At 41.0% G+C, this 21,323-nt stretch carries 19 protein-coding genes, 4 tRNA genes and 1 pseudogene; 10 read left to right on the forward strand and 14 right to left on the reverse strand.

Going from position 1 to position 21,323, the window contains the following annotated elements; all coding sequences use genetic code 11:
- The first annotated feature begins 58 nt into the window (after nucleotides 1-58).
- Nucleotides 59-520 carry a YwiB family protein gene (locus tag IV50_RS06385; protein WP_057746765.1) on the forward strand — a complete coding sequence of 154 codons (462 nt, stop codon included), beginning with the start codon at nucleotides 59-61 and terminating at the stop codon, nucleotides 518-520.
- A gap of 295 nt (nucleotides 521-815) precedes the next feature.
- Here IV50_RS06385 and IV50_RS06390 read toward each other — a convergent pair whose 3' ends face one another.
- The 6 genes from IV50_RS06390 to yycF all read right to left on the reverse strand — a co-directional run bounded on the left by IV50_RS06390 (nucleotide 816) and on the right by yycF (nucleotide 7,731).
- A complete protein-coding gene (locus IV50_RS06390; protein ID WP_057746768.1) occupies nucleotides 816-2,003 on the reverse strand; it encodes a S1C family serine protease in 1,188 nt (395 codons plus the stop codon).
- A 56-nt stretch (nucleotides 2,004-2,059) separates the two neighbouring features.
- A complete protein-coding gene (locus IV50_RS06395; RefSeq protein ID WP_057746772.1) occupies nucleotides 2,060-2,860 on the reverse strand; it encodes an MBL fold metallo-hydrolase in 801 nt (266 codons plus the stop codon).
- Nucleotides 2,861-2,888: 28 nt separating this feature from the next.
- On the reverse strand, nucleotides 2,889-3,737 hold the full coding sequence (gene yycI, locus IV50_RS06400) for a two-component system regulatory protein YycI (RefSeq protein WP_057746775.1): 849 nt from the start codon (nucleotides 3,735-3,737) through the stop codon (nucleotides 2,889-2,891).
- Nucleotides 3,734-5,068: a two-component system activity regulator YycH gene (gene yycH, locus IV50_RS06405; protein ID WP_057746778.1), complete on the reverse strand. Its 1,335-nt coding sequence runs from the start codon at nucleotides 5,066-5,068 to the stop codon at nucleotides 3,734-3,736. Before yycH ends, yycI begins: the two co-directional genes overlap by 4 nt.
- Entirely contained in the window at nucleotides 5,061-6,938 is a 1,878-nt protein-coding gene (gene walK / locus IV50_RS06410; RefSeq protein WP_057746781.1) for a cell wall metabolism sensor histidine kinase WalK, read from the reverse strand. Before walK ends, yycH begins: the two co-directional genes overlap by 8 nt.
- An 82-nt stretch (nucleotides 6,939-7,020) precedes the next feature.
- Entirely contained in the window at nucleotides 7,021-7,731 is a 711-nt protein-coding gene (yycF, locus tag IV50_RS06415; RefSeq protein WP_057746785.1) for a response regulator YycF, read from the reverse strand.
- A 241-nt stretch (nucleotides 7,732-7,972) separates the two neighbouring features.
- On the opposite strand from yycF, the gene IV50_RS06420 reads away from it, so the two are divergent.
- The 4 genes from IV50_RS06420 to IV50_RS06435 all read left to right on the forward strand — a co-directional run bounded on the left by IV50_RS06420 (nucleotide 7,973) and on the right by IV50_RS06435 (nucleotide 8,690).
- Nucleotides 7,973-8,045, forward strand: a tRNA-Lys gene (locus tag IV50_RS06420).
- Nucleotides 8,046-8,187: 142 nt separating this feature from the next.
- Nucleotides 8,188-8,260, forward strand: a tRNA-Lys gene (locus IV50_RS06425).
- A gap of 142 nt (nucleotides 8,261-8,402) precedes the next feature.
- Nucleotides 8,403-8,475: transfer RNA gene (locus IV50_RS06430), tRNA-Lys, on the forward strand.
- Between the two features lie 142 nt (nucleotides 8,476-8,617).
- Nucleotides 8,618-8,690 (forward strand) — tRNA-Lys (locus IV50_RS06435).
- Between the two features lie 108 nt (nucleotides 8,691-8,798).
- Here the strand turns inward: IV50_RS06435 and rpsR are convergent.
- The 6 genes from rpsR to purR all read right to left on the reverse strand — a co-directional run bounded on the left by rpsR (nucleotide 8,799) and on the right by purR (nucleotide 13,587).
- Nucleotides 8,799-9,044 (reverse strand): 30S ribosomal protein S18, encoded by a 246-nt coding sequence (gene rpsR / locus IV50_RS06440; RefSeq protein ID WP_057746787.1) that lies wholly within the window; start codon nucleotides 9,042-9,044, stop codon nucleotides 8,799-8,801.
- Nucleotides 9,045-9,093: 49 nt separating this feature from the next.
- Nucleotides 9,094-9,666, reverse strand: a complete 573-nt coding sequence (gene ssb / locus IV50_RS06445) for a single-stranded DNA-binding protein (protein WP_057746790.1) — start codon at nucleotides 9,664-9,666, stop codon at nucleotides 9,094-9,096.
- Between the two features lie 68 nt (nucleotides 9,667-9,734).
- A complete protein-coding gene (rpsF, locus tag IV50_RS06450; protein ID WP_057746793.1) occupies nucleotides 9,735-10,031 on the reverse strand; it encodes a 30S ribosomal protein S6 in 297 nt (98 codons plus the stop codon).
- 164 nt (nucleotides 10,032-10,195) lie between these two features.
- Nucleotides 10,196-11,182, reverse strand: a complete 987-nt coding sequence (locus IV50_RS06455) for a ribose-phosphate diphosphokinase (RefSeq protein WP_057746796.1) — start codon at nucleotides 11,180-11,182, stop codon at nucleotides 10,196-10,198.
- 144 nt (nucleotides 11,183-11,326) lie between these two features.
- Nucleotides 11,327-12,715 (reverse strand): bifunctional UDP-N-acetylglucosamine diphosphorylase/glucosamine-1-phosphate N-acetyltransferase GlmU, encoded by a 1,389-nt coding sequence (gene glmU / locus IV50_RS06460; protein WP_057746799.1) that lies wholly within the window; start codon nucleotides 12,713-12,715, stop codon nucleotides 11,327-11,329.
- 35 nt (nucleotides 12,716-12,750) lie between these two features.
- On the reverse strand, nucleotides 12,751-13,587 hold the full coding sequence (gene purR / locus IV50_RS06465; RefSeq protein WP_057746802.1) for a pur operon repressor: 837 nt from the start codon (nucleotides 13,585-13,587) through the stop codon (nucleotides 12,751-12,753).
- A 211-nt stretch (nucleotides 13,588-13,798) separates the two neighbouring features.
- Here purR and glpK point away from each other — a divergent pair, with 211 nt between their 5' ends.
- The 4 genes from glpK to rpiA all read left to right on the forward strand — a co-directional run bounded on the left by glpK (nucleotide 13,799) and on the right by rpiA (nucleotide 18,286).
- Nucleotides 13,799-15,304: a glycerol kinase GlpK gene (glpK, locus tag IV50_RS06470; protein WP_057746805.1), complete on the forward strand. Its 1,506-nt coding sequence runs from the start codon at nucleotides 13,799-13,801 to the stop codon at nucleotides 15,302-15,304.
- Between the two features lie 165 nt (nucleotides 15,305-15,469).
- Complete coding sequence (gene zwf, locus IV50_RS06475; protein ID WP_057746807.1) at nucleotides 15,470-16,936, forward strand: glucose-6-phosphate dehydrogenase; 1,467 nt, start codon at nucleotides 15,470-15,472, stop codon at nucleotides 16,934-16,936.
- A gap of 72 nt (nucleotides 16,937-17,008) precedes the next feature.
- Nucleotides 17,009-17,485 carry an 8-oxo-dGTP diphosphatase gene (locus IV50_RS06480; RefSeq protein WP_057746810.1) on the forward strand — a complete coding sequence of 159 codons (477 nt, stop codon included), beginning with the start codon at nucleotides 17,009-17,011 and terminating at the stop codon, nucleotides 17,483-17,485.
- Nucleotides 17,486-17,608: 123 nt separating this feature from the next.
- A complete protein-coding gene (gene rpiA, locus IV50_RS06485) occupies nucleotides 17,609-18,286 on the forward strand; it encodes a ribose-5-phosphate isomerase RpiA (RefSeq protein WP_057746813.1) in 678 nt (225 codons plus the stop codon).
- A 74-nt stretch (nucleotides 18,287-18,360) separates the two neighbouring features.
- On the opposite strand, the pseudogene IV50_RS06490 reads toward rpiA, so the two are convergent.
- Both IV50_RS06490 and adhP read right to left on the reverse strand, forming a co-directional pair.
- Nucleotides 18,361-19,272 (reverse strand): annotated as a pseudogene (locus IV50_RS06490) (GRP family sugar transporter).
- A gap of 205 nt (nucleotides 19,273-19,477) precedes the next feature.
- Nucleotides 19,478-20,527, reverse strand: coding sequence for an alcohol dehydrogenase AdhP (gene adhP / locus IV50_RS06495; RefSeq protein WP_057746816.1), 1,050 nt, complete (start codon nucleotides 20,525-20,527; stop codon nucleotides 19,478-19,480).
- Nucleotides 20,528-20,693: 166 nt separating this feature from the next.
- Here adhP and IV50_RS06500 point away from each other — a divergent pair, with 166 nt between their 5' ends.
- A complete protein-coding gene (locus tag IV50_RS06500; RefSeq protein ID WP_057746819.1) occupies nucleotides 20,694-21,206 on the forward strand; it encodes a hypothetical protein in 513 nt (170 codons plus the stop codon).
- Nucleotides 21,207-21,323 lie beyond the last annotated feature (117 nt).

Genomic DNA, 21,323 nt, shown 5'->3' on the forward strand with positions numbered 1-21,323 from the left:
CCCTAGATTACCGTAATAACGGTATAATAGAATGATTAACCTATGTTGGAGGCGCATCATGCAAAATAAAACCACCCCTGTTCAATTAGACTTAACCAGTCAAATTGAGCGTGAAACAGAAATCGAATCATATACCGTTCATGAAACGGCTGAATTTACACAAACTGAAAACGCACAGTATCTCCGTTACACGGAGACCCCTGAAGTAACAGCCGAGGATGAAAATGACTCTGCATTACCACTAGAATCTAAGGTCGCTTTGAAACTTGAATCGGATGGTTCAATCAAAATGCGCCGAACTGGCGTTTTAAACAGCCAGCTTCATTTTGATATGAATCGTACAACGACAACAAATTATCGGACACCTGCCGGTATTATTGTCCTTGATGTCATCACCGAACAAATCCAAGTCGAGCAGGATGCTGAAACAATGAGTGGTGCCATCCACATCGTTTATACATTAAATGAACAAGATACTAGCTTAGGTAATTATCAGATTGATATTCGTTACCATGCCTAAATAAAAAGTCGTTCCATCCTATTTATAGGACAGAACGACTTTTTTGATACAAAAAAACCACTACTGTAAGAGGGGAGAATACAGTAGTGGCCTAATGACTATTAACATAATCATTATCAGTTTGACACAATGGGGGCTGTGTCAAACTCACTTGTTACTTTGGGGAGTAATGAGACCCGCTTTTAATAGCAGGTAAATCAAGTATACATGGATAGGCGATTTTTTTTCATTACAAAAAAATTACATTTCGCCAGTTTTTCCAATTTATTTTCATTATCTAATATATTGAAACGTTTTACTGCGTCTTCGTTAAATGCACGGTCGTTGTCTGCATCTTACCGTCACGATAGTAAGATACTTGAACTTTATCCCCCACCTTATGCTGATATAACGCATCTCTTAATGAACTTGCATCCGTGACATTCGTCTTATCCAACTTTGTAATCACGTCATATTGCTTCAATCCTGCGGCAGCGGCAGCAGAACCATTTGAAACCTTCATAACCACGACTCCACTCGCATCAGCAGGTAATTTTAATGTGTCCTTTTGATCTTGCGCCGACACATTGTCCAAATCAACTAATGAAATCCCTAGACTTGGTCGAGTTACCTTACCATTTTGCTCTAACTCAGAGATGACCTTAGTCACAGTGTTTGCTGGAATGGCAAAGCCCATCCCTTCAACTGATGTACCGTCGCCCGAACCAGACAGCTTCATCGAATTAATACCAACAACCTGTCCTGCTAAATTAATCAATGGCCCACCAGAATTACCTGGATTGATGGCAGCATCCGTTTGAATAACCGTCGCCTTTCCTAGTGACTTACCATCCTCATTTTCAGCGGAAATTTCACGCTTAGGTGCTGAAATAATTCCTTCAGTCACCGAAGTAGCATATTCAGATCCCAAGGGAGAACCGATGGCTAAAGCAGTTTGCCCAGGCTCCAATTGACTTGAATCAGCGAAGCTAGCGACTTCCTTCACATCACTTGCATCGATTTTCAAGACTGCCAAATCAGTCATTTCATCAGTACCAACTAATTTTGCTGAGACTTTTGTGCCGTCACTCATCAAAATTTGTAGTTTTTTGGCACCTGAAACAACGTGGTTATTTGTCACAATATAGGCTTCATTGCCTGACTTCTTGTAAATAACCCCAGAACCTTCAGAGGCCGTCTTATCACTACTTTTACCACTATCATCATCAGCAACCCCAAATAGATCACTCACTGAACGTCCTTGGGATTGAATATTCAACACCGAAACAACAGCGCCAGACACTTTATTGAATGCTTTGGTGGCTGAGGCTTCTCCTTTTACTTTTGAATCCTCAACTTTCACATTACTCGTTTGCTGCACTTGTTGATTATTATTCGCAAAGAACGCAACGGTTCCAGCTGAAATCCCACCACCAACTAATCCAGCTACAAGCGCAGTAATTAGAACCTTCTTACTTCCAGTTGTATGTCGATTTTTAACCATGGTTTTCTCCTTCTCATCTTGATAGGCATATTATAGCAGGCTAACTTTGATAAAAATTAAATACTCTGTAACTTTGTTGCGGTTAGCGGATTAGTATCATGTAAGAAAAAATCATGATCCACACCCAAATCATGCGCTTGTAACACATCACTAACCGTTAAATGTGCCAACGCTTTCTCATTATTCTCAGGACTCAAGTGACCTAAATAGACATTTTTGGTTTTTTCACCAATCACATCAGCAATCGCTAACCCGCCATCTTCATTGGATAGGTGACCTTTATCACCTAAAATGCGTTGCTTCAATGGCCAAGCATAGCTTCCCATGCGCAACATATCATAGTCATGATTTGCCTCCATCAAAATCGTGTCAGCATTTGCTAGCATGCTACGACTACGGTCGTTCATATATCCCGTATCCGTTAACATGGCAAATGTTTTATTGTCATGATGAAAAGCATAAAATTGTGGATCCACTGCATCATGTGATACAGCAAAACTTTCAACGTCCAAATCTCCCATTAATTTAGTTTGATTGGGTTCAAAGACATGAATTTGATCCGGTTTGACTTTACCTATTTTACCAGCCATCGCAGTCCATGTTTGTTCATTTGCGTAAACATCCATACCGTATTTACGCGCCAAAACACCCACACCTGCAATATGATCTGAATGTTCGTGCGTCACAAAAATGGCATCAACATCCGCAAGCGAACGATTAATTTGTCCCATTAAATCAGCAATCTTTTTTCCTGATAAACCGGCGTCCACTAACACTTTGTGTTCCGGCGTCTCAATATAGGTGGTATTACCTGAACTACTTGAGGCGAGCATAGAAACTTTGAAATCACTTGCCATAATGCCTCTCTTTTCTATCTGTCATTTTTTAATGGATTAACGTTCCATTAATCGCATTAATTGAAATAATACTTGTATCGCCTGCATTATCCTTAATCACAATCGACCAAACTGGACTAAATATCGTATCGCCACGCACTACAGTCATTAAACGATAACTCAATCGGCAAGCCATAATCCGGCTATTATTTGGAATTGCATTATATTGATAAGCATTCACGACTGCGTCTTGTTCCGTGATCAATGTTGAAATGTCCCGCAATTTTTCAACATTTGAAATATGCGTTTGCGTGTAGTTCTTAACATTGAAATCACGGTCTAAATTCACTTGGATGCGTCCGCGTTGTGTTGAAAACAGCGGCGTACCACTCAGCGACTCCGCTTTTTGACTAAAAACGATTGTATAACCGTTCGACGACTTATTCTCACTCTCAGAACTAGTCGTTCGACCACCCGTTCCATATTGCGTCAAAAAGGCATCGTAGAGATAATCCTGACCACTCACAACTTGCTTGCTATCAGCCAGCATCTTTTGTGCATTATGAATAGCATCCTGCCGCGACTTACCCAAATTCATGGTTGTCTTAGGCGTCATAACTAAAGAATTTCCCGATTGATTAATATCACAACGCCCAGATAATTTCTTTCGCACAATTCCACTATTTTTATCGTCATCTCCAGATAAATAGGCGCCCGAAACGGGTCTGTTATTTAATTTACCGTATTCAATGCCATCCATCTTCATTTCCTGTTGTACACTACGATTCGAACCAGGATTTGTTAGTGGTTGGCTAACCTCAAACCATTGAAACAACAGTACTGCATCTAAAATCAAAAATGTATACAAAAATGCCCATAAAAGCTTTCTTAGGTTCATGATGGTTCACCTGCTTCCACCGTCGTTCCCTGCTTATTGATAGGTTCCCAATTCCCGTTAACCTTCATAAACCATTTTGGAACTAGTCGGACAAACTCAGAGTTCGAATCAACAACCCAATCATAGCCAACTCGGAGCTCCTCAATATCATCTGTTGGCACCCCGGTTGCTTTAGCTTGTTGCAACGCCACTGTTTCCTTTGGTAACGTGACATTGACATCATTATGCCGTGGCAGTGGCACTTGAATGGAATATTTTGAAAACTTAACTTGTGTTTGTTCATCACCCTTAAAATCAACTTCGATGCTACTTGAGCGATTAGCATTAAAAATAGGCAATCCATCTGAGTACAAGCGATAATTAATCTTTTGAGCGTTCTGACTTTGTTCAAAATAATACAGATTTTCCGGAACAGAAGTGCGTGTCGTCAACCAAGCATAACCACTTTTAAAGCGATTATTCATCGTATTAACCTTTTGTTTATCACTAAAGGCATTCAACGTGAGTTCTCCGGTTTTCTCATCCGAAATTAACTGATAGTCCGACCCTTCACTGTAAACTGTTTCTGATCCACGCTTCGTCACTTTCGGTGCAGAACCATTTTGACTAAATGCTTTTTTAGTGATATCGCTCACCTTATTTTCATCCAATAAGAAACTTCGTTCTTTCAAATTCACATCTGAATTCACTAACACTTGAAATTGCTTATTTTTCCAAAAAAGATTCACATTAATCTTGTTATTGCCCCAATTAACTTTAATCGGCTTCACGTCCGCTGCAATCTGAGACTCATAAATTTGATGCCGTTTATCATCAGCAAAAAGAATCTCACCTTTTGCGTTTAGTGGAATTAGGATTCGATTAATATGCGCTTTAGAAGTTAGTCCAGTCTTACTTTCAAAATCACGATCAACAATATCTCCAGTGACAACATCAGGATAAGCTAACATGACGTAATTTGGTTGCTTAAGCTTTTTAAGGTAGTCCTTTTCAGAGTAAACTTTGCGTCGCGCTTCATAGAGTGGCCACGCATAGACTTTTTCCGAAATTTCATTCGTTGAACCCCGGTAATTCACAATCAGCTTTTGATCATCTTTTGTATTTAAAATAACTTTATCAGTATCATACAAGGCTTGGATTGGCTTATTGCCAACTAGTGTTTTAGCACTATCTTGTTTGTCCTGAAGACTATCAACCCGGCCCGGATTACTAACGTTATACCATAAGCTTAATGACAATATAATACTAATAATAATCAGCGCCGTCACAACAAAGCCAAGTCCAAAGCGGTGAAAGAAAACTTTAAAACGTAACCATTCTTTTCTAATCATCCCACACATCCTCATCATCTAATTCGTATGGTTCATATGGAAGGGCAATGAAGAAGGTTGATCCTTGTCCTTCTACCGATTCAACCCAAATGCGGCCGTCAAAACGCTCCACAATTTCCTTAGAAATCGCAAGTCCCAAACCGGAACCACCTTGTGCTCTTGAACGCGCCTTATCCACACGGAAGAAACGATCAAAGACGTGGTTTACATCAGCGGCTGGAATTCCCAAACCTTGATCGGAAATACTCAAAACCACCTCTGTTTGCTTATCATCCAGACGCGCCGTAATGACACCACCATCTGGTGAATACTTAATCGCATTATTCATCAGATTATCAATGACTTGCGTAAACTTCGACGTATCTAGTTCTACCCAAATTTGACTCTGTGGAATTTCTCGGCGGATTGTATAGCGCTTTTTCGGTTCGTCATCATTGGCAATAATCATGTCGAAACGATCCAAAATATAATTGAACAATTCGGCAATATTAACATATTCGCTTTCAATCGCCATCGTGCCAGAATCCATGCGTGACAATTCCAATAGATCATTAATCATGCTAATCATGCGAGACGTTTCGTCCTGAATCACATTTAAGAAATTGCGTGCCAATTCTGGCTCGTCAATCGCGCCATCTTGCAAGGCATCAGCGTATGACTTAACAGAGGTTAATGGTGTTCGCAACTCATGCGAAACGTTTGACACGAACTGGCGACGCTCTGCATCGATACGATATTGTTCTGTAACGTCATGCAACACCACAACAATTCCCGAGACGAATCCGGATGAACGTTGAATCAAACTGAAGTATGCTTGCAAAAACAATTCGTGATCAGGCGTACTGAAATCCAAAAAGAGTTCTTGTGATCCTTCTAATAGGTCACGTAACGTCTGTTGGCCACTAATATGTAAAACATCTAAGATTGATTTACCAATCGTGCTGTCCCCATCAGTTAAATCCAAATCACGTACAGCTGTTGAATTAATCATATTAATGTTACCGCGTCGATCTGTCGCAATAACGCCATCCGTCATATACTCCAACACTGAATCTAAACGTCGCTTTTCAAAATCAATCGAATTCGTTGTCTCTTCAATTCGTAATGCTAGAATATTAACGTTTTCTGCCAATTGACCAATTTCATCATTAGACTGGACTCGAATTTCACCCGTATAATCACCTTGCGCAATCCGGAGCGTTCGATCATTAATTTCCGTAATCGGCTTAGCCAAACTTTGCGAAATGATAATCGACATGATTACCCCTAACAAAATCGCCAAAAAGGCCGCAGAAAAGAAAATCAGCGAAATATTATTCAAGCTTTTGTATGTTGGCTCCAAATTAGCCCGAACGACAACGACGCCGACAATATGGTTATCTGTTGACCGCGCGTTCACGAGTGGTCGAATCACGACTTGGTAACGTTTGCCATCACTTTCTTCAATTGGGCTTTTGTTAAACTTTGCACCTGAAAGCGCTGCTTTAACATTAGGATCGGTCGTTTTACGGTTAATACTATCTTGACCACTCACATCATTCGTTCCACGCACAATTCCATTTGCATCAACGACTGAAATTTCACTAATGGCTGGGTTGTTAATTGAATTGAGCACCTTATAAATTTCGGCATTAACATGATCGTAATCATCAGAACTAACCAATTGCTCTGTTAGTGTATCTGTTGCGTACGGCTTAAGCGTGATTTGGTTCTTAACTGAATCCAAACTTTCACGTTCAAGTTGCTTCACAAAAAACGCACCAACAACCTCCAGCGTCACCAATAAAGTCAGCGTAAAAACCAAAGCCACTTTAAAATGAATTGACGAAAAGGCACTCCGTAATTTATGTTTTTTTGTCGTCTCATACATCTGGCTTCCTTTTTCTAAATTCCAAAAAAATAGCAAGTACCCTGTATTTTACACAAAGCACCCGCTACACATTATCTACTCTTTATGATTGGGCTTCTTCAGCTTGCTTCAAATAGTAACCAACACTACGCCGCGTCATCAAGATTTGTGGATGACTTGGTGTCTCTTCAATCTTTTCACGAATTCGTCGAACCGTTACATCGACTGTACGTACATCACCAAAGTAATCATAACCCCAAACTGTCTGTAAGAGATCATCACGTGTCATAACTTGCCCAATATGCTTTGCCAAATGATAAAGTAGTTCGAATTCACGATGTGTTAATTCGATATCTTCTCCATCTTTAGAAACCATGTATGCATCCGGATGGATGACTAGCGGTCCAATTTTAATATCACTGCTGTCGCTTTCATCTACAGTCGTATTAGTTGGCGCTTGGCGACGCAGATTTGCTTTAACACGTGCCAAAAGCTCACGATTAGAAAAAGGCTTTGTGACATAATCATCAGCACCCATCTCAAGGCCTAATACCTTATCAATTTCTGAATCTTTGGCTGTCACCATGATGACTGGCGTCTGTGACTTCGTCCGAATTTGGCGTAGGACTTCAGTCCCTTCAACTTCAGGCAACATTTGGTCAAGCAAAACTAAATCTGGTTCTTCCTCGTCAAACTTATCCAATGCCTCTTGGCCATCCATGGCCGTTACGACATCGTACCCATCCTTAGTCAAATTGAACTTGATAATATCTGAGATTGGCTTTTCATCATCTACTACTAAAATTTTTGTCATTTTTAATTCCCCCCTGTAAGGTGGTTTCATTGTGTTCGTGAATCCTTTTATTCCTTGCACAAATTCACATATCACTTAAGTACTAGTTTAACAAATATCACACCATTTTGCCACTCTCGCAACACCATCGTTGCATTAGTTAATGCAAACATTCACAAAAATAAATTTCAAAAAAGGCTTGCATTCATTTTTATGAGATGGTATATTATTATCTGTTGTTGAGATAGCAACGAAACGTTTTGGACAAGTAGCTCAGTTGGTAGAGCAACGGACTCTTAATCCGTGGGTCAAGGGTTCGAGCCCCTTCTTGTCCACTACTAAACCTGACTTTCACGAGTCAGGTTTTTTTATAACTTTTTTTCAAGAAAGATAAAAACTTTTTTCAAAAAAAGCTTGCATGATCCATGAGTAGATGGTATATTTATATATGTTGTTGCGATGACAACGAAACGTTTTGGACAAGTAGCTCAGTTGGTAGAGCAACGGACTCTTAATCCGTGGGTCAAGGGTTCGAGCCCCTTCTTGTCCACTACTAAACCTGACTTTCACGAGTCAGGTTTTTTTATAACTTTTTTTCAAGAAAGATAAAAACTTTTTTCAAAAAAAGCTTGCATGATCCATGAGTAGATGGTATATTTATATATGTTGTTGCGATGACAACGAAACGTTTTGGACAAGTAGCTCAGTTGGTAGAGCAACGGACTCTTAATCCGTGGGTCAAGGGTTCGAGCCCCTTCTTGTCCACTACTAAACCTGACTTTCACGAGTCAGGTTTTTTTATAACTTTTTTTCAAGAAAGATAAAAACTTTTTTCAAAAAAAGCTTGCATGATCCATGAGTAGATGGTATATTTATATATGTTGTTGCGATGACAACGAAACGTTTTGGACAAGTAGCTCAGTTGGTAGAGCAACGGACTCTTAATCCGTGGGTCAAGGGTTCGAGCCCCTTCTTGTCCACTCCTGAACCTGACTTTTACGAGTCAGGTTTTTTTGTATCCTCATTTCTAATCCTTGCATAACAGCAACAAAAAAGCGAGCAACCGAAGTTGCTCGCTTTTTTATATCTTAGTCTTCTGCAACGAAAGGCAAAAGTCCCATGATACGTGCACGCTTGATAGCAGTAGTTACCTTGCGTTGGTTCTTAGCAGAAGTTCCAGTTACACGACGAGGCAAAATCTTACCACGTTCTGAAATGAAACGTTCCAATAATTCTGTGTTCTTGTAATCCACATATTCGATGTGGTTGGCTGCGATAAAGTCAACCTTACGACGGCGACGAGGTCCGCCACCACGACGTTGTTGTTGTGCCATGATTAAATTCCTCCTAAATAGACTTTGTCAAAAGACAAATTAAACTAACTTAGAATGGTAAGTCATCGTCAGAGATATCGACTTCTTGACCACCCGCAAACGGATCACTATTATTTGGTGTCGTTGCGTTATTTGTAGTATTCGAAGCATTAAACACCTGACCATCTGACGAGTTGCCAAATGGGCTTGGTGTTTGTGCAGTATTTTGTGCACCACCCTGGAAACCTTGATTAGCATTATTTTGCCCACCAAAATTACCATTGTTCGTTGCGCCAGCAGCGCTACGACGTTGTTCACTCTCAGCACGACTCTCCAACAATGAGAAGTTATCTACGACAACTTCCGTGACATAGACACGTTGTCCTTGTTGATTTTCGTAATTACGCGTTTGTAAACGACCTTCTACTGCAACTAATGAACCTTTTGAAGTAAAGTTCGAGAAGTTTTCAGCAGATTTACGCCAAATCACACAATTAATAAAATCAGTTTCGCGTTCACCACTGGCATTTGTAAACTGACGGTTAACCGCCAAAGTAAATGAGCCAACAGCTGTGCCAGATGTCGTATAACGTAATTCAACATCACGCGTAAGACGTCCCACTAAAACAACACGATTGATCATTGGAGAATCCCCTTCCTGATTTAAACTTAATCTAAGTTAGATGAAATTGTTAACTGAACTATGTTCAATTAACCAGCGATGTCATCGCGCTTAACGATCATGTGACGCAAGATATCTTGTGAGATCTTAGCCAAACGATCAAATTCGTTAAGTGCAGCTGAATCATCAGCTGTGAAGTTTACGATATGGTAAGTACCTTCACGGTAACCTTCAATTTCGTATGCGAAACGGCGTGATGACCAATCTTTTGATTCAATCACAGTTGCTCCGTTGTCAGACAAGATCTTGTCGAAACGTTCAACCAATGCCTTCTTTGCATCCGCATCCATGTCTGGACGGATGATGTACGTTAATTCGTATGCCATTATATTTTCCTCCTTATGGTCTATGGCTGGTATCTCCAGCAAGGAGTCTCGATGAAAATTCATCGTTACTCACAAAAACTAATTCTACACACTCTAACCCAATAGTGCAAGTTTTTTTATGTTACGAAACCATTAAAAAAGCCCGCACATGGCGGGCATTTTAATTATTTTTGTTCGCGGTGAAACCGTGTATCAAACAACGGAGAAACTGCCTTATTTTCATTGATTCGTGTAATTGCTTCACCAATCAAATCAGCAGTCGTCACTTGAACTAACTTATCAAACTTCTTTTCTTCAGGAAGGGCAATTGAATCCGTAACAATGACCTTTTTAAAGACAGAATTTTGTAGATTTTCAGGCGCATTACCAGAGAAGACAGCGTGGCTCGCCACAACGTAAACTTCTTCAGCCCCTTCATTAATCAACTTTTGCGCACCTTGTGAAATTGTACCACCAGTATCGATCATGTCATCAATCATGATCGCGCGCTTACCCTTGACGTTTCCAATGATGTTCATAATCTTAGCCACGTTGGCCTTTGGACGACGCTTATCAATAATCGCAATTGGTTCTTCAGAACCTAGCATTTCAGCTAACTTACGCGCACGTGTAACACCACCGTGATCGGGTGAAACAACAACAGTATTGTCATCCACAATGCCTTCAGTAAGTAGGTAGTCAGCCAACAAAGGCGCACCCATTAGGTGATCAACAGGAATGTCGAAGAATCCTTGAATTTGAGCAGCATGCAAATCCATAGCTAGAACACGTGTTGCGCCAGCCATCTCAAGCATATTAGCTACCAATTTCGCGGTAATTGGTTCGCGAGAACGGGCCTTACGGTCTTGACGGGCATACCCGTAATAAGGCATAACCACGTTGATTGACTTGGCACTAGCTCGGCGAAGCGCATCGATGGTGATTAGCAGTTCCATCAAGTTATCATTTACTGGTGCAGACGTTGATTGAATAATGTAGACATTATCCCCACGGACTGACTCTTCAATGTTCACTTGAATTTCATTATCACTAAAGCGCGCAAGATTAATCGCTGATAATTCAACACCAATCGAAGCCGCAATTTTTTCTGCTAAAGGGTGATTACTACTCAACGAAAAAATTTTTAAATGTGCATCCCCATAGGTCGCCATTCGAATCCTCCATTTTATATCTAAGTGATTTATTTGTGCTCACAATGTTACATTCAATTCTACCTTCTCAACCACTTTAATTCAACGGGTGTTATACGTGAGTCATCAAAATGAAATATTTTAATAACCCGATGCGTGAATCGGCTAATCTTGTTGACCGAACTTTTCGAACAAAGCCGTTCGCTTCCAAAAATCTGGTTTAACCGTTTGACGAGAACGCGCAATGCCCATGGCATGGTCTGGAATATCATCTGTAATTGTTGAACCAGCTGCAGTTAGCGCTTCTTTACCAATCGTTACTGGTGCAATAATCTTTGTGTTTGATCCAATAAAACTACGATCACCAATCGTTGTATGGTACTTATGTTTACCATCGTAATTCACAAAAATTGTTCCAGCGCCGATATTAACATCTTCACCAACTGTGGCATCACCAAGATATGAAAGGTGGCCCATCTTTGAACCCTTACCTAATTGTGCATTCTTAACTTCAACGAAGTTTCCAGCATGTGCCTTTTCGGCTAAGTCAGCCTTAGGACGCAAGTGTGCAAACGGACCAATTGTGGCCGCCTTACCGACGTGTGCTTCTTCCAAATGACTAGCGTCAATTTGGGCATCGTCTTCCACATCACTATCGCGAATTTGTGTTCCAGAAGTTAAATAGACCCGTGAACCAATCGTTGTTTTTCCCTTTAAAACAACATTAGGTTCAATCACTGTATCAGGACCAATTTTAACATCAACATCAATATAAGTTGTGGCTGGGTCAATCAACGTTACCCCAGCGCGCATATGCGCTTCATTTGTACGGTCACGCAAAACCTTGTTCGCCTTAGCTAACGCAACGCGATCATTAACACCCATTGATTCATCAAAATCATCCATAATGTAGGCCCCTACGGTGTATCCTTCATTACGTAAAATCTCAAGTGTATCAGGCAAATAATATTCACCCTGTGCGTTATCGTTTGTTACTTCATGTAGGCTCTTAAACAATAATTTATTATCAAAAACGTAAACACCGGTATTGATTTCATGAATTGCCGCTTCCTCAGGAGTTGCATCCTTTTGTTCCACAATCCGTACAACGTTTCCTTGTTCATCACGGACAATGCGTCCATACCCTGTTGGGTCAGGAGCTTGGGCTGTTAAAACAGTCACGGCATTTCCTGATTGTGCATGAAAATCAAATAAACGGTTTAATGTATCAACTGTAAAAAGAGGCGCATCCCCAGAGGCAATTAAAGTCATTCCTGATAAATCATCCAGTTCTGGCTCCGCCATTAAAATGGCATGCCCCGTACCAAGTTGTTCCTTTTGTTCCACAACCGCACTACGATCACCGATTGTTTGGCGCACCTGATCACCACCATGACCAACAATGGTCACGATTTTCTTCGGATTCAAAGCCTCTGATGCATCAAGCACCATTTCAACCATAGCCTTACCCCCAACTTGGTGTAAAACCTTTGGCATATCAGACTTCATGCGGGTTCCTTTTCCAGCAGCTAAAATTACAATATATCGATCCATTTTATAATCACCTCAATCTACGTTTTCACTATCGCTTATGCTTCATCTTTATTACTAAAAATCTGCTTTTGATAATTTCCTGGCGTCACACTAATCACACCATTCTCATTGTTTGTCTCAACGTGTACCAGTGATGTATAGTCCTCAATCACTCGATTTTCAACGCGTCCTTCTGCAACGACCGCCGCACCAACAACTTGTCCCTCGAATTCTTTAACCAACGAAGCCATCCCGCGGATGGTGCCACCGGCTTTCATGAAATCATCGACAATCAAAACTCGTGAGCCCATTGGCAATGAGCGACGTGACAATTCCATCTTTTCAAGACGTTGCGATTGTCCAGTCACATAATTCACTGACATCGTTGGTCCTTCGGTAACTTTGGTATCGTTTCGAACAATCACAAATGGGACATTCAATTCTTCAGCCACTGATTGGGCAACAGGAACACCCTTTGTCGCCGCCGTCATAACAGCATCAATCGGTTCCTTCAAATATTGTGTCGCAATCAAACGCCCGATGCGCTTCAAGAACCATGGTTGACCTAGCAAATCTGATAGGTAAACATAGCCTCCTGGTAGAACTCGGGTATCATCATCAATGGCATTAATTAATGAAGCAACAAAATCTTCTGCTTCGTTTTTCAACATATATGGGGTAAAGATAGCTCCACCCGCTGCGCCTGGAATGGTCTCCAATAGACCAATTCCGCGCTCTTGAAATGTACGTTTCAAAATACTAAGATCTTCAGAAATTGAAGACTTTGCACTTTCATATTCATCTGAAAAATGGGTTAGCGAAACCAAAGTGCGTGGTCGCTCTAGCAAATAATAGGTCATGTCGACCAATCGGTCACTGCGTCGTGTTTTCATATTTAAACCTCGAACGTTCGGTATTTATAGATTTTCATACAATTGTAACATATTAAGTTCACATAAATAAAATTTTACCGTCAAAATACCGAAATATCCTTGCAAATTCAACTCAATCGACCCGTTTTCCCCGTTTTGAATCAACCACCGAACTAAAATGTTATAATGGAGTTATCTATAACGAAAGAATATCTGGAATTGAGGACTGCATATGCCAATTAAACAAACGGAATATATTCTGGCATTAGACCAAGGAACCACTGGAACACGTGCGGTTATCTTTAACCACAATACTCGGCGCGTGCTAACCGCTGCCACAGCTTTAACACCTATAATCCCCCAGCCGGGTTGGCAAGAACAACGCCCCACCGACATTTGGGAAAGCGTTCAGTCAGTGATTGGTGACGCTTTAATCAACGCTGGGATTAATGCCAGTGATATCAAAGCAATTGGCATTGCCAGTCAACGAGAGACAACCATTGTTTGGAACCGTGAAACTGGCCAGCCAATTTATAATGCTATTTCTTGGGCTTCCCTCCAATCGGCTGAAATCGCCGAACAGCTAGTTGCTGATGGCTATGCCAAAACAATTCATGAAAAAACCGGACTACCAATTAACCCATACTTTTCTGCCACTAAAATTCGTTGGATTTTAGATCACGTTGATGGCGCCCAAGAACTAGCCGAAGCCGGTAAATTAGCTTTTGGAACCGTCGATAGTTGGCTAGTATGGCAACTCACCGATGGCCAAGCACATGTTACTGATGCCTCGAATGCTGCGCGAACAATGCTGTACAACATTCATACGCAAAGCTGGGACCCGAAACTTTTGGATATCTTCAATATTCCAGCCTCAATGTTGCCTGAAGTTCATGCAAGTAGTGAAGTCATTACTAAAACCAGCCCACTGCACTTCTTTGGTAATGCCGTGCCAATCGCCTGTTTAATCGGTGACCAAAACGCGGCGTTAATTGGACAATTAGGTATTCACCCTGGTGATATTAAAGCCTCGTATGGGGCTGGGGCTTTCCTATTACTCAATACTGGAGATCAACCTATCTCTACGGAGAATTTGACGACCACTATTGCTTATCAAGTTGGTGATCAAACCACTTACGCCTTAGATGGTGCCGTCTTCAATGCTGGTTCAGCTTTACAATGGCTACATACCAACCTAGATTTGATTGAAAATCAAGTCGACAGTTGGCACGCCGCCGATGCTTCAACTAATCATAACGAAATTTATATGGTCCCTGCTTTTAATGGTCTGGGGGCGCCGTATTGGAACCCTCAAGCACGCGGTTCCGTACTAGGATTGACGCGTAGTACCACTAAAAACGACTTTATTAAAGCAACGTTGCAGTCAATTGCATACCAAACTGCTGATATTATGAATCTGATGAATCAAGCCGCTGTCGTTAAACCGACTGAATTAAAGGCAGATGGCTCAGTTTCACGTAACCCTTACTTAATGCAATTCCAAGCGAATATCGCTAACATGCCCGTACAACGAGCCATGGATGAAGATACTACCGCCATGGGAGCAGCCTTTTTAGCTGGTATTGCGACTGGTTATTGGCATAACTTGGCTGATTTAGAAGAGCACGTCCTTCAAGGACGGCGCTTTGAACCAACCATCGATGATCAGACACGCACCCGCCTCTTAGATGGTTGGCATGCCGCGGTTAAGACAACTGAGATTTTCGCTGAGGATTAATTTGTAGGGTCTTTCACAATAACCCTTTTGATTTGTCACTTTTTTTCACAATTTATAGATAATTTGTGAAAAAAAGTTTATAATAAAGGTGTCGAATAGTTCTGTTTACTCAGAATTTATTTAGTTACAAAATCTAGTTATAGCTATTTAAAAAGGAGTATAGTCGTGCCAGAAGAAATTACTACATTGTTAACATTTTTTGGTGGAACCGGTGATCTTGCTAAGCGTAAGCTTTACCCTTCTACTTACAACCTTTTCAAAAAGGGATTTTTACAAGAGCATTTCGCAATTGTCGGGGCATCTCGTCAAGAAATGTCAAACGACGAATTCCGTCAAATGGTTTTAGCATCACTTGATGGTTTCATCGATGATCAAGCCAATGCTGAGGAATTTATCTCGCACTTCTATTACATCAAGCAAGACATTACTGATAAGGCCAGTTACGCCGAAATGTTGGACCTTGATAACGAACTTGATGCCAAGTATGGACTAAAGGGAAATCGTATTTTCTATATGTCTGTGGCACCACGTTTCTTTGGAACAATTGCTAAATATTTGAAGTCAGAAGGTTTGATTACTGAAAATGGTGAATACAACCGTTTGATGATTGAAAAGCCATTCGGTTCTTCATATAAGACTGCCGAAGAACTTCAAAAGGAACTGACTGAAGCCTTTGATGATGATCAAATCTACCGAATTGACCACTATCTTGGTAAGGAAATGGTACAAAACATTGCCCCACTTCGTTTTGGAAACCCATTGATTGATGCTGCTTGGAATAAGGACTACATCGAAAACGTTCAAGTAACATTGTCAGAAGTCCTTGGTGTTGAAGAACGTGCCGGATACTATGATACTGCCGGAGCTTTGCGTGACATGATTCAAAACCACACGATGCAAATCATTGGTTGGTTAGCCATGGAAAAGCCAACAGACTTTAGCGATAAGGCTGTCCGTGCCGCAAAGAACACAGCCTTCAATGCTTTGAAAATTTATTCAAACGATGAAGTTGCTGAAAACTTTGTACGTGGTCAATACGGTGAATCAGCTGATGGTTCACAACGCAAGTACTTGGATGAACCAGATGTTCCAGCAGGTTCACAAAACAATACTTTCGTTGCTGGTAAGTTGCAATTTGATACACCACGTTGGGAAGGCGTTCCTTTCTACATCCGTTCAGGAAAGCGTCTAGCTGCTAAGGCAACACGTGTAGATATCGTCTTCAAGAAGTCAGCCAATATCTTTGGTCAAGGTGGCGAAAAGCTTGTTAACCCTGTTCTTTCAATTTTGATTGACCCAGTTGGTCGCGTTGAATTGACAGTTAACGCTAAGAACGTCACTGATACATTCCAAACACGTCCAATCGAATTGGATTGGCAAGTTTCTGAAGCTGACAAGGCTGTTACTCCAGAACCATACGAACGTATGATTCACGATTGCATGGACGGAAACGGATCTAACTTTGCTGACTGGAATGGTGTGGCCGTTGCTTGGAAGTTCGTCGATGCCATCCAAGATGCATGGGACAAGACTCCTGCAACATTCCCTAACTACGTTTCTGGTTCAATGGGACCAAAGGAATCTGATGAGTTACTTGCTAAAGATGGTAACGAATGGGTTTTCAAGGGATAATTTAAAAACAAATAAAAACAATCCAACACGTTGGATTGTTTTTTTCTTACACCTTAACCAAGGAGGCCACCTATGACTGATCGCACTACCCCCACTGAACTCACGAATATGATTTTGATTGAAAATCCTGACACTCACCAAATTTTAGTCGAGAATCGGCACAATCCAAACTGGCCAGGCGTAACATTCCCTGGAGGTCATATCGACACTGGCGAAACCATTACTGCTTCAGTTATTCGTGAAGCGTATGAAGAAACAGGCCTTACGATTAGCCACCCAAAATTAGTTGGTATCAAAGAATGGCCATTGGACAACGGTGCACGTTATATTGTTTTCTTATATAAAACAACCGAATATACTGGTGATTTAACATCAAGCCGTGAGGGGGAAATTTTTTGGACAACACGTGAAAAATTAACCGATGGCACTTATCAATTACCGCATACCTTCGCCGAAATGTTACCTGTCTTTGACAATCCAGACATTAACGAACTCGCCCTAATCAAACCAACCGATGCTAATTCTGGTTGGGAAATCGAGTGGCAATAACTAGACGCAAACCATATCATTAATTTCTCACGAATTTACCTGTTTTAACTCGTTGCAAAAACAGTTATAATAGTTTTTGCTGAATACGCAACAAACAAAACTGCTCGGAGGAATTTTTGGATAATGGTCAATAAAAAGAAAGAAACTGCTGCAGTTGCCGCACTTGATTTCATTGAAGACAATATGATTGTTGGATTAGGTAGCGGAAGCACAGCTAGCCTTTTCATTGAAAAATTAGCCGAATACGCAAAGCAAGCGCAACTGACTTTAACGTGTGTTGCGACTTCTGAAAAATCCGCAGCATTGGCAACTAGCCTTGGTTTAAACGTCGTTGATTTAGACGATATTGACCAAATCGACGTCACAATTGATGGCGCTGATGAAGTCGATGCCCACCTTAATGGCATTAAAGGTGGCGGTGCCGCCTTACTTTATGAAAAAATCGTTGCACAAAGCTCAAAGCGTAATGTCTGGTTAGTAGATACCACCAAGGTTCGTGAACACTTGGGGCAAACAAAACTACCCATTGAGGTCATCCCCTTTGGAAGTACTCACATTTTTAATTATCTGAAGACGCACGGGCTTAATCCTGTTTTCCGCCGTAATGTGAACAAGACATTATTAGAAACTGACTCAGTTAACTACATTATTGATATCGACATTTCAGAAATCAAAGATTTGCATCAATTTGGTAGTGATTTAGAAGATTTCGCTGGCGTCGTTGAACACGGTCTGTTCCTTGATGTCTGTGACGCTCTCATTATCGGAGACGATGATTCCGTTGAAATCGTCCAAAAATAAAACGCCAATTGGCGTTTTTTTTGTACAAAAAAATCGTCTATTAGTGTCTTTACTACTAACAAACGATTTCAATTTTATTTTAAGAAAGCCGTCACAGCCGCCGCAAGTACAATAAGCAATAATCCGACCATCGTTGCTAACCATTCTTTACGTGTTTTATGGACATGCATCACGACAATTCCTGAAACAGTTGCACCAACAATTGACACTTGTGATAGCACAAAACTCGTTGCTAACCCTAACATAGCCGGTTGTGCTGAGACAAGGTATCCCAAAGCCCCCATCGCAAAAAAGAATCCTGAGATAAGTTGACGATACGTCACCACCTTATTGAAAATATTGTGTTTATTTTTCAATAAATCATATAGTCCTAAACCAGTTCCAAAAGCGGCCATCCCTTAAGCTTGTGGGAAGAACATATCCATACCACTAATGTCGTGTGTGTATTGGGGCAAAATACCATAGAGTGAATACCCCACTTGGGCAATCAATAAAATAACCATGGCTTTAATCAACAACTTCGAATTTCCCGCCGTTTTCTTTTCTTGATATGTCGTCAAATAGGCGCCAACCATAATGGCAACCACTGCAAACGTACCAAATATTTTAGCTTCGAAGCTAGCCCAATTACCTAGCATAGTAACGCCCCAAAGAACATTGGCAATAATTTGAAACGCCGTCGATATTGGCATAACTTTAGCTGATCCCAAAATGTGACCTTGGTCATCTTTCAACCCAAAGGCTGAGATTGTTACAACATTTCCAAAAGCCCACGCAGCCCCTGACACAACTGATAACCAAAAGTTTGCCCCTGTTGGCATTGGGTAATTTCCCACAAGCACAACAACAGTTGCAACAATCAATGTTCCCCAAGTTGCACCAAAAATAGCTTGAATTGGATTTCCACCAATTTTTGATACTAACGTCGGATATGCACTCCAGCCAATAATCGCCAGTGAGACGAAAAACAATCCTAAAATATTCATCACATTTCCCTAGTTTCTTCAATTTATTTTTCTATGCATGCAAAAAATATGTAGACAATCAGATTTTGTATATCTAATAGTTTAAACGATATCTCTAGGGATTGGCAAGCGCATTACACCAATTGGTAAAACGTTTTTACAACTTCCTGCCGCTTAGCAAAATAAAAAAGCCGACCGAAGTCAGCTTTTAATCAATAAACACTGGTTATAGTGAACGGAAATCAAAGACCATACGCCCTGTAATTTGGTTATTGTGCATTGATTCAATAACGTCATTCAAGTCACGCACATCGGCACGTTGAACGATAGGCTTAACCTTACCTTCAGCTCCGAATTGGAAGGCTTCAGCCAAATCAGTACGACCACCAACAAGTGACCCCTTAACTTCAATGCCATCCAAAACAGTCTTCACAACGTTTAATTCCATATTACCTTGTGGCAAGGCAACGGCAACCAACTTACCCATTGGACGCAATGAGGCAATTGATTGGTCAAAAGCCTGGGTGTTAACGGCAGTAACTTGCGCATTGTGAACACCACCAACTTTTTCTTGAATGATGGCAGGAACATCTTCAGTCTTACGGTTAATCAACAATTCAGCTCCTGAATCCTTGGCCGCTTGTAGCTTGTCAGGATTTCCATCAACAGCAACAACATGGGCTCCGAAAACATTGTGCGCATATTGGATGGCCAAGTTACCAAGACCACCAGCTCCAACAACTGAAACCCATTGTCCAGGCTTGGTTTCTCCAACCTTCAATGACTTATACATTGTTACACCGGCACAAGTGATTGATGACGCTTCCATTGGATCAAGTTCAGCAGGGACCTTAACGGCATACTTAGCATTGACCACAACTTGTTGCGCCATAGCACCGTCAACACTGAATCCAGCGTTACGAACCTTACGACAGAATGTTTCGTTACCCGTGTTACAGTACTCACAGTTTCCACAAGCATCGTAGAACCATGCAATAGAAACACGATCTCCAACCTTCAAATAGTCTGAAGCACCTTCACCAAGCTTTGAAACGATACCAACTCCTTCGTGCCCAATAACACGACGGAAGCCAGGACGTGGATTAATTTCATTAGGATTACCAAAGTCACCATTTGCAACGTGCAAATCTGTGTGACAAAGTCCACAATATTCAACATCAACTAAAGCTTCACCGAAACCAACTTCACGTGGCTCCCAATCATCTACTAAATCAACGAATCCATCTGGGTTTTGACGTACAACAGCAGCCTTCATAATCTTAAATCCTCCACAAAATTCATTTTATTGTTATCTTTTTCACAAGTTAATTGTATGTGATATTTAAAATTTTTGCAAGCGTTTTCTGGCTTCCTTTTACAATTTTCCCACGACCTTTTATACTTGATAAATAATACTAAAAACGATTGGAGCGCTATGTACGATGAAGACTATTTCAAAAATACTGCTTGGTAGTGTCGCCGTCGCAGGGATAGGTGCCGGAGTTGCCTACACGACTCAACCAGACCTCAAGAACCAAGTTAACACTCTCACCCCAGGTACGCATAAAGCTGGTAAAACAACGGTTGACGATACTAAAACAAATGAAAAACTCGCCACAACAGTAATTGGGCTTTATGGAGCTAACCACCTTGAGAACAATGCTCACTGGAAGCAAGTCCCTGTTGCTTTCAAGAGTAGTACTACCCTAATGAAAGAGCCGCGTACGAACACACTCACGGTTTATCGTATCTTGGTACCAAATACGAATCAAACCGATGCGCCATATTATGAACTTTCAGGATCAGACCATAATACCGTGACTTTTTACGACGGAACCTCAACGACTCCACTCGCCAAAGTCGATCTAGCCACAGTGGTGAAGTATGTGAATGCGCATTACTCTGATCAACAACAACAAGATTGCGCCACGCGCATCAAAATTCAATACAGTTAAATCTTTAATCATACGGACGCTTAGTACCAGCTCCATTTAACGGCATTCAATTAGGTTATCATTATACTAGCGTTTTCAAGATAAAGTACTCGCTCTAAATAATTGTTTAATATTGCA

Origin of the sequence: Weissella viridescens (assembly GCF_001437355.1) — a bacterium.
Lineage (GTDB): Bacteria > Bacillota > Bacilli > Lactobacillales > Lactobacillaceae > Weissella > Weissella viridescens.

What these genes read in the sequence shown, in the direction of transcription:
- walK (WP_057746781.1), bottom strand. Translation starts at nt 6,938, where the DNA reads ATGTATGAGACGACAAAAAAACATAAATTACGGAGTGCCTTTTCGTCA.
- rpiA (WP_057746813.1), top strand. Translation starts at nt 17,609, where the DNA reads ATGGTCAATAAAAAGAAAGAAACTGCTGCAGTTGCCGCACTTGATTTC.
- ssb (WP_057746790.1), bottom strand. Translation starts at nt 9,666, where the DNA reads ATGATCAATCGTGTTGTTTTAGTGGGACGTCTTACGCGTGATGTTGAA.
- IV50_RS06455 (WP_057746796.1), bottom strand. Translation starts at nt 11,182, where the DNA reads ATGGCGACCTATGGGGATGCACATTTAAAAATTTTTTCGTTGAGTAGT.
- IV50_RS06395 (WP_057746772.1), bottom strand. Translation starts at nt 2,860, where the DNA reads ATGGCAAGTGATTTCAAAGTTTCTATGCTCGCCTCAAGTAGTTCAGGT.
- adhP (WP_057746816.1), bottom strand. Translation starts at nt 20,527, where the DNA reads ATGAAGGCTGCTGTTGTACGTCAAAACCCAGATGGATTCGTTGATTTA.
- yycF (WP_057746785.1), bottom strand. Translation starts at nt 7,731, where the DNA reads ATGACAAAAATTTTAGTAGTAGATGATGAAAAGCCAATCTCAGATATT.
- yycH (WP_057746778.1), bottom strand. Translation starts at nt 5,068, where the DNA reads ATGATTAGAAAAGAATGGTTACGTTTTAAAGTTTTCTTTCACCGCTTT.
- IV50_RS06390 (WP_057746768.1), bottom strand. Translation starts at nt 2,003, where the DNA reads ATGGTTAAAAATCGACATACAACTGGAAGTAAGAAGGTTCTAATTACT.
- IV50_RS06500 (WP_057746819.1), top strand. Translation starts at nt 20,694, where the DNA reads ATGAAGACTATTTCAAAAATACTGCTTGGTAGTGTCGCCGTCGCAGGG.
- rpsR (WP_057746787.1), bottom strand. Translation starts at nt 9,044, where the DNA reads ATGGCACAACAACAACGTCGTGGTGGCGGACCTCGTCGCCGTCGTAAG.
- IV50_RS06480 (WP_057746810.1), top strand. Translation starts at nt 17,009, where the DNA reads ATGACTGATCGCACTACCCCCACTGAACTCACGAATATGATTTTGATT.
- glmU (WP_057746799.1), bottom strand. Translation starts at nt 12,715, where the DNA reads ATGGATCGATATATTGTAATTTTAGCTGCTGGAAAAGGAACCCGCATG.
- rpsF (WP_057746793.1), bottom strand. Translation starts at nt 10,031, where the DNA reads ATGGCATACGAATTAACGTACATCATCCGTCCAGACATGGATGCGGAT.
- yycI (WP_057746775.1), bottom strand. Translation starts at nt 3,737, where the DNA reads ATGAACCTAAGAAAGCTTTTATGGGCATTTTTGTATACATTTTTGATT.
- purR (WP_057746802.1), bottom strand. Translation starts at nt 13,587, where the DNA reads ATGAAAACACGACGCAGTGACCGATTGGTCGACATGACCTATTATTTG.
- glpK (WP_057746805.1), top strand. Translation starts at nt 13,799, where the DNA reads ATGCCAATTAAACAAACGGAATATATTCTGGCATTAGACCAAGGAACC.
- IV50_RS06385 (WP_057746765.1), top strand. Translation starts at nt 59, where the DNA reads ATGCAAAATAAAACCACCCCTGTTCAATTAGACTTAACCAGTCAAATT.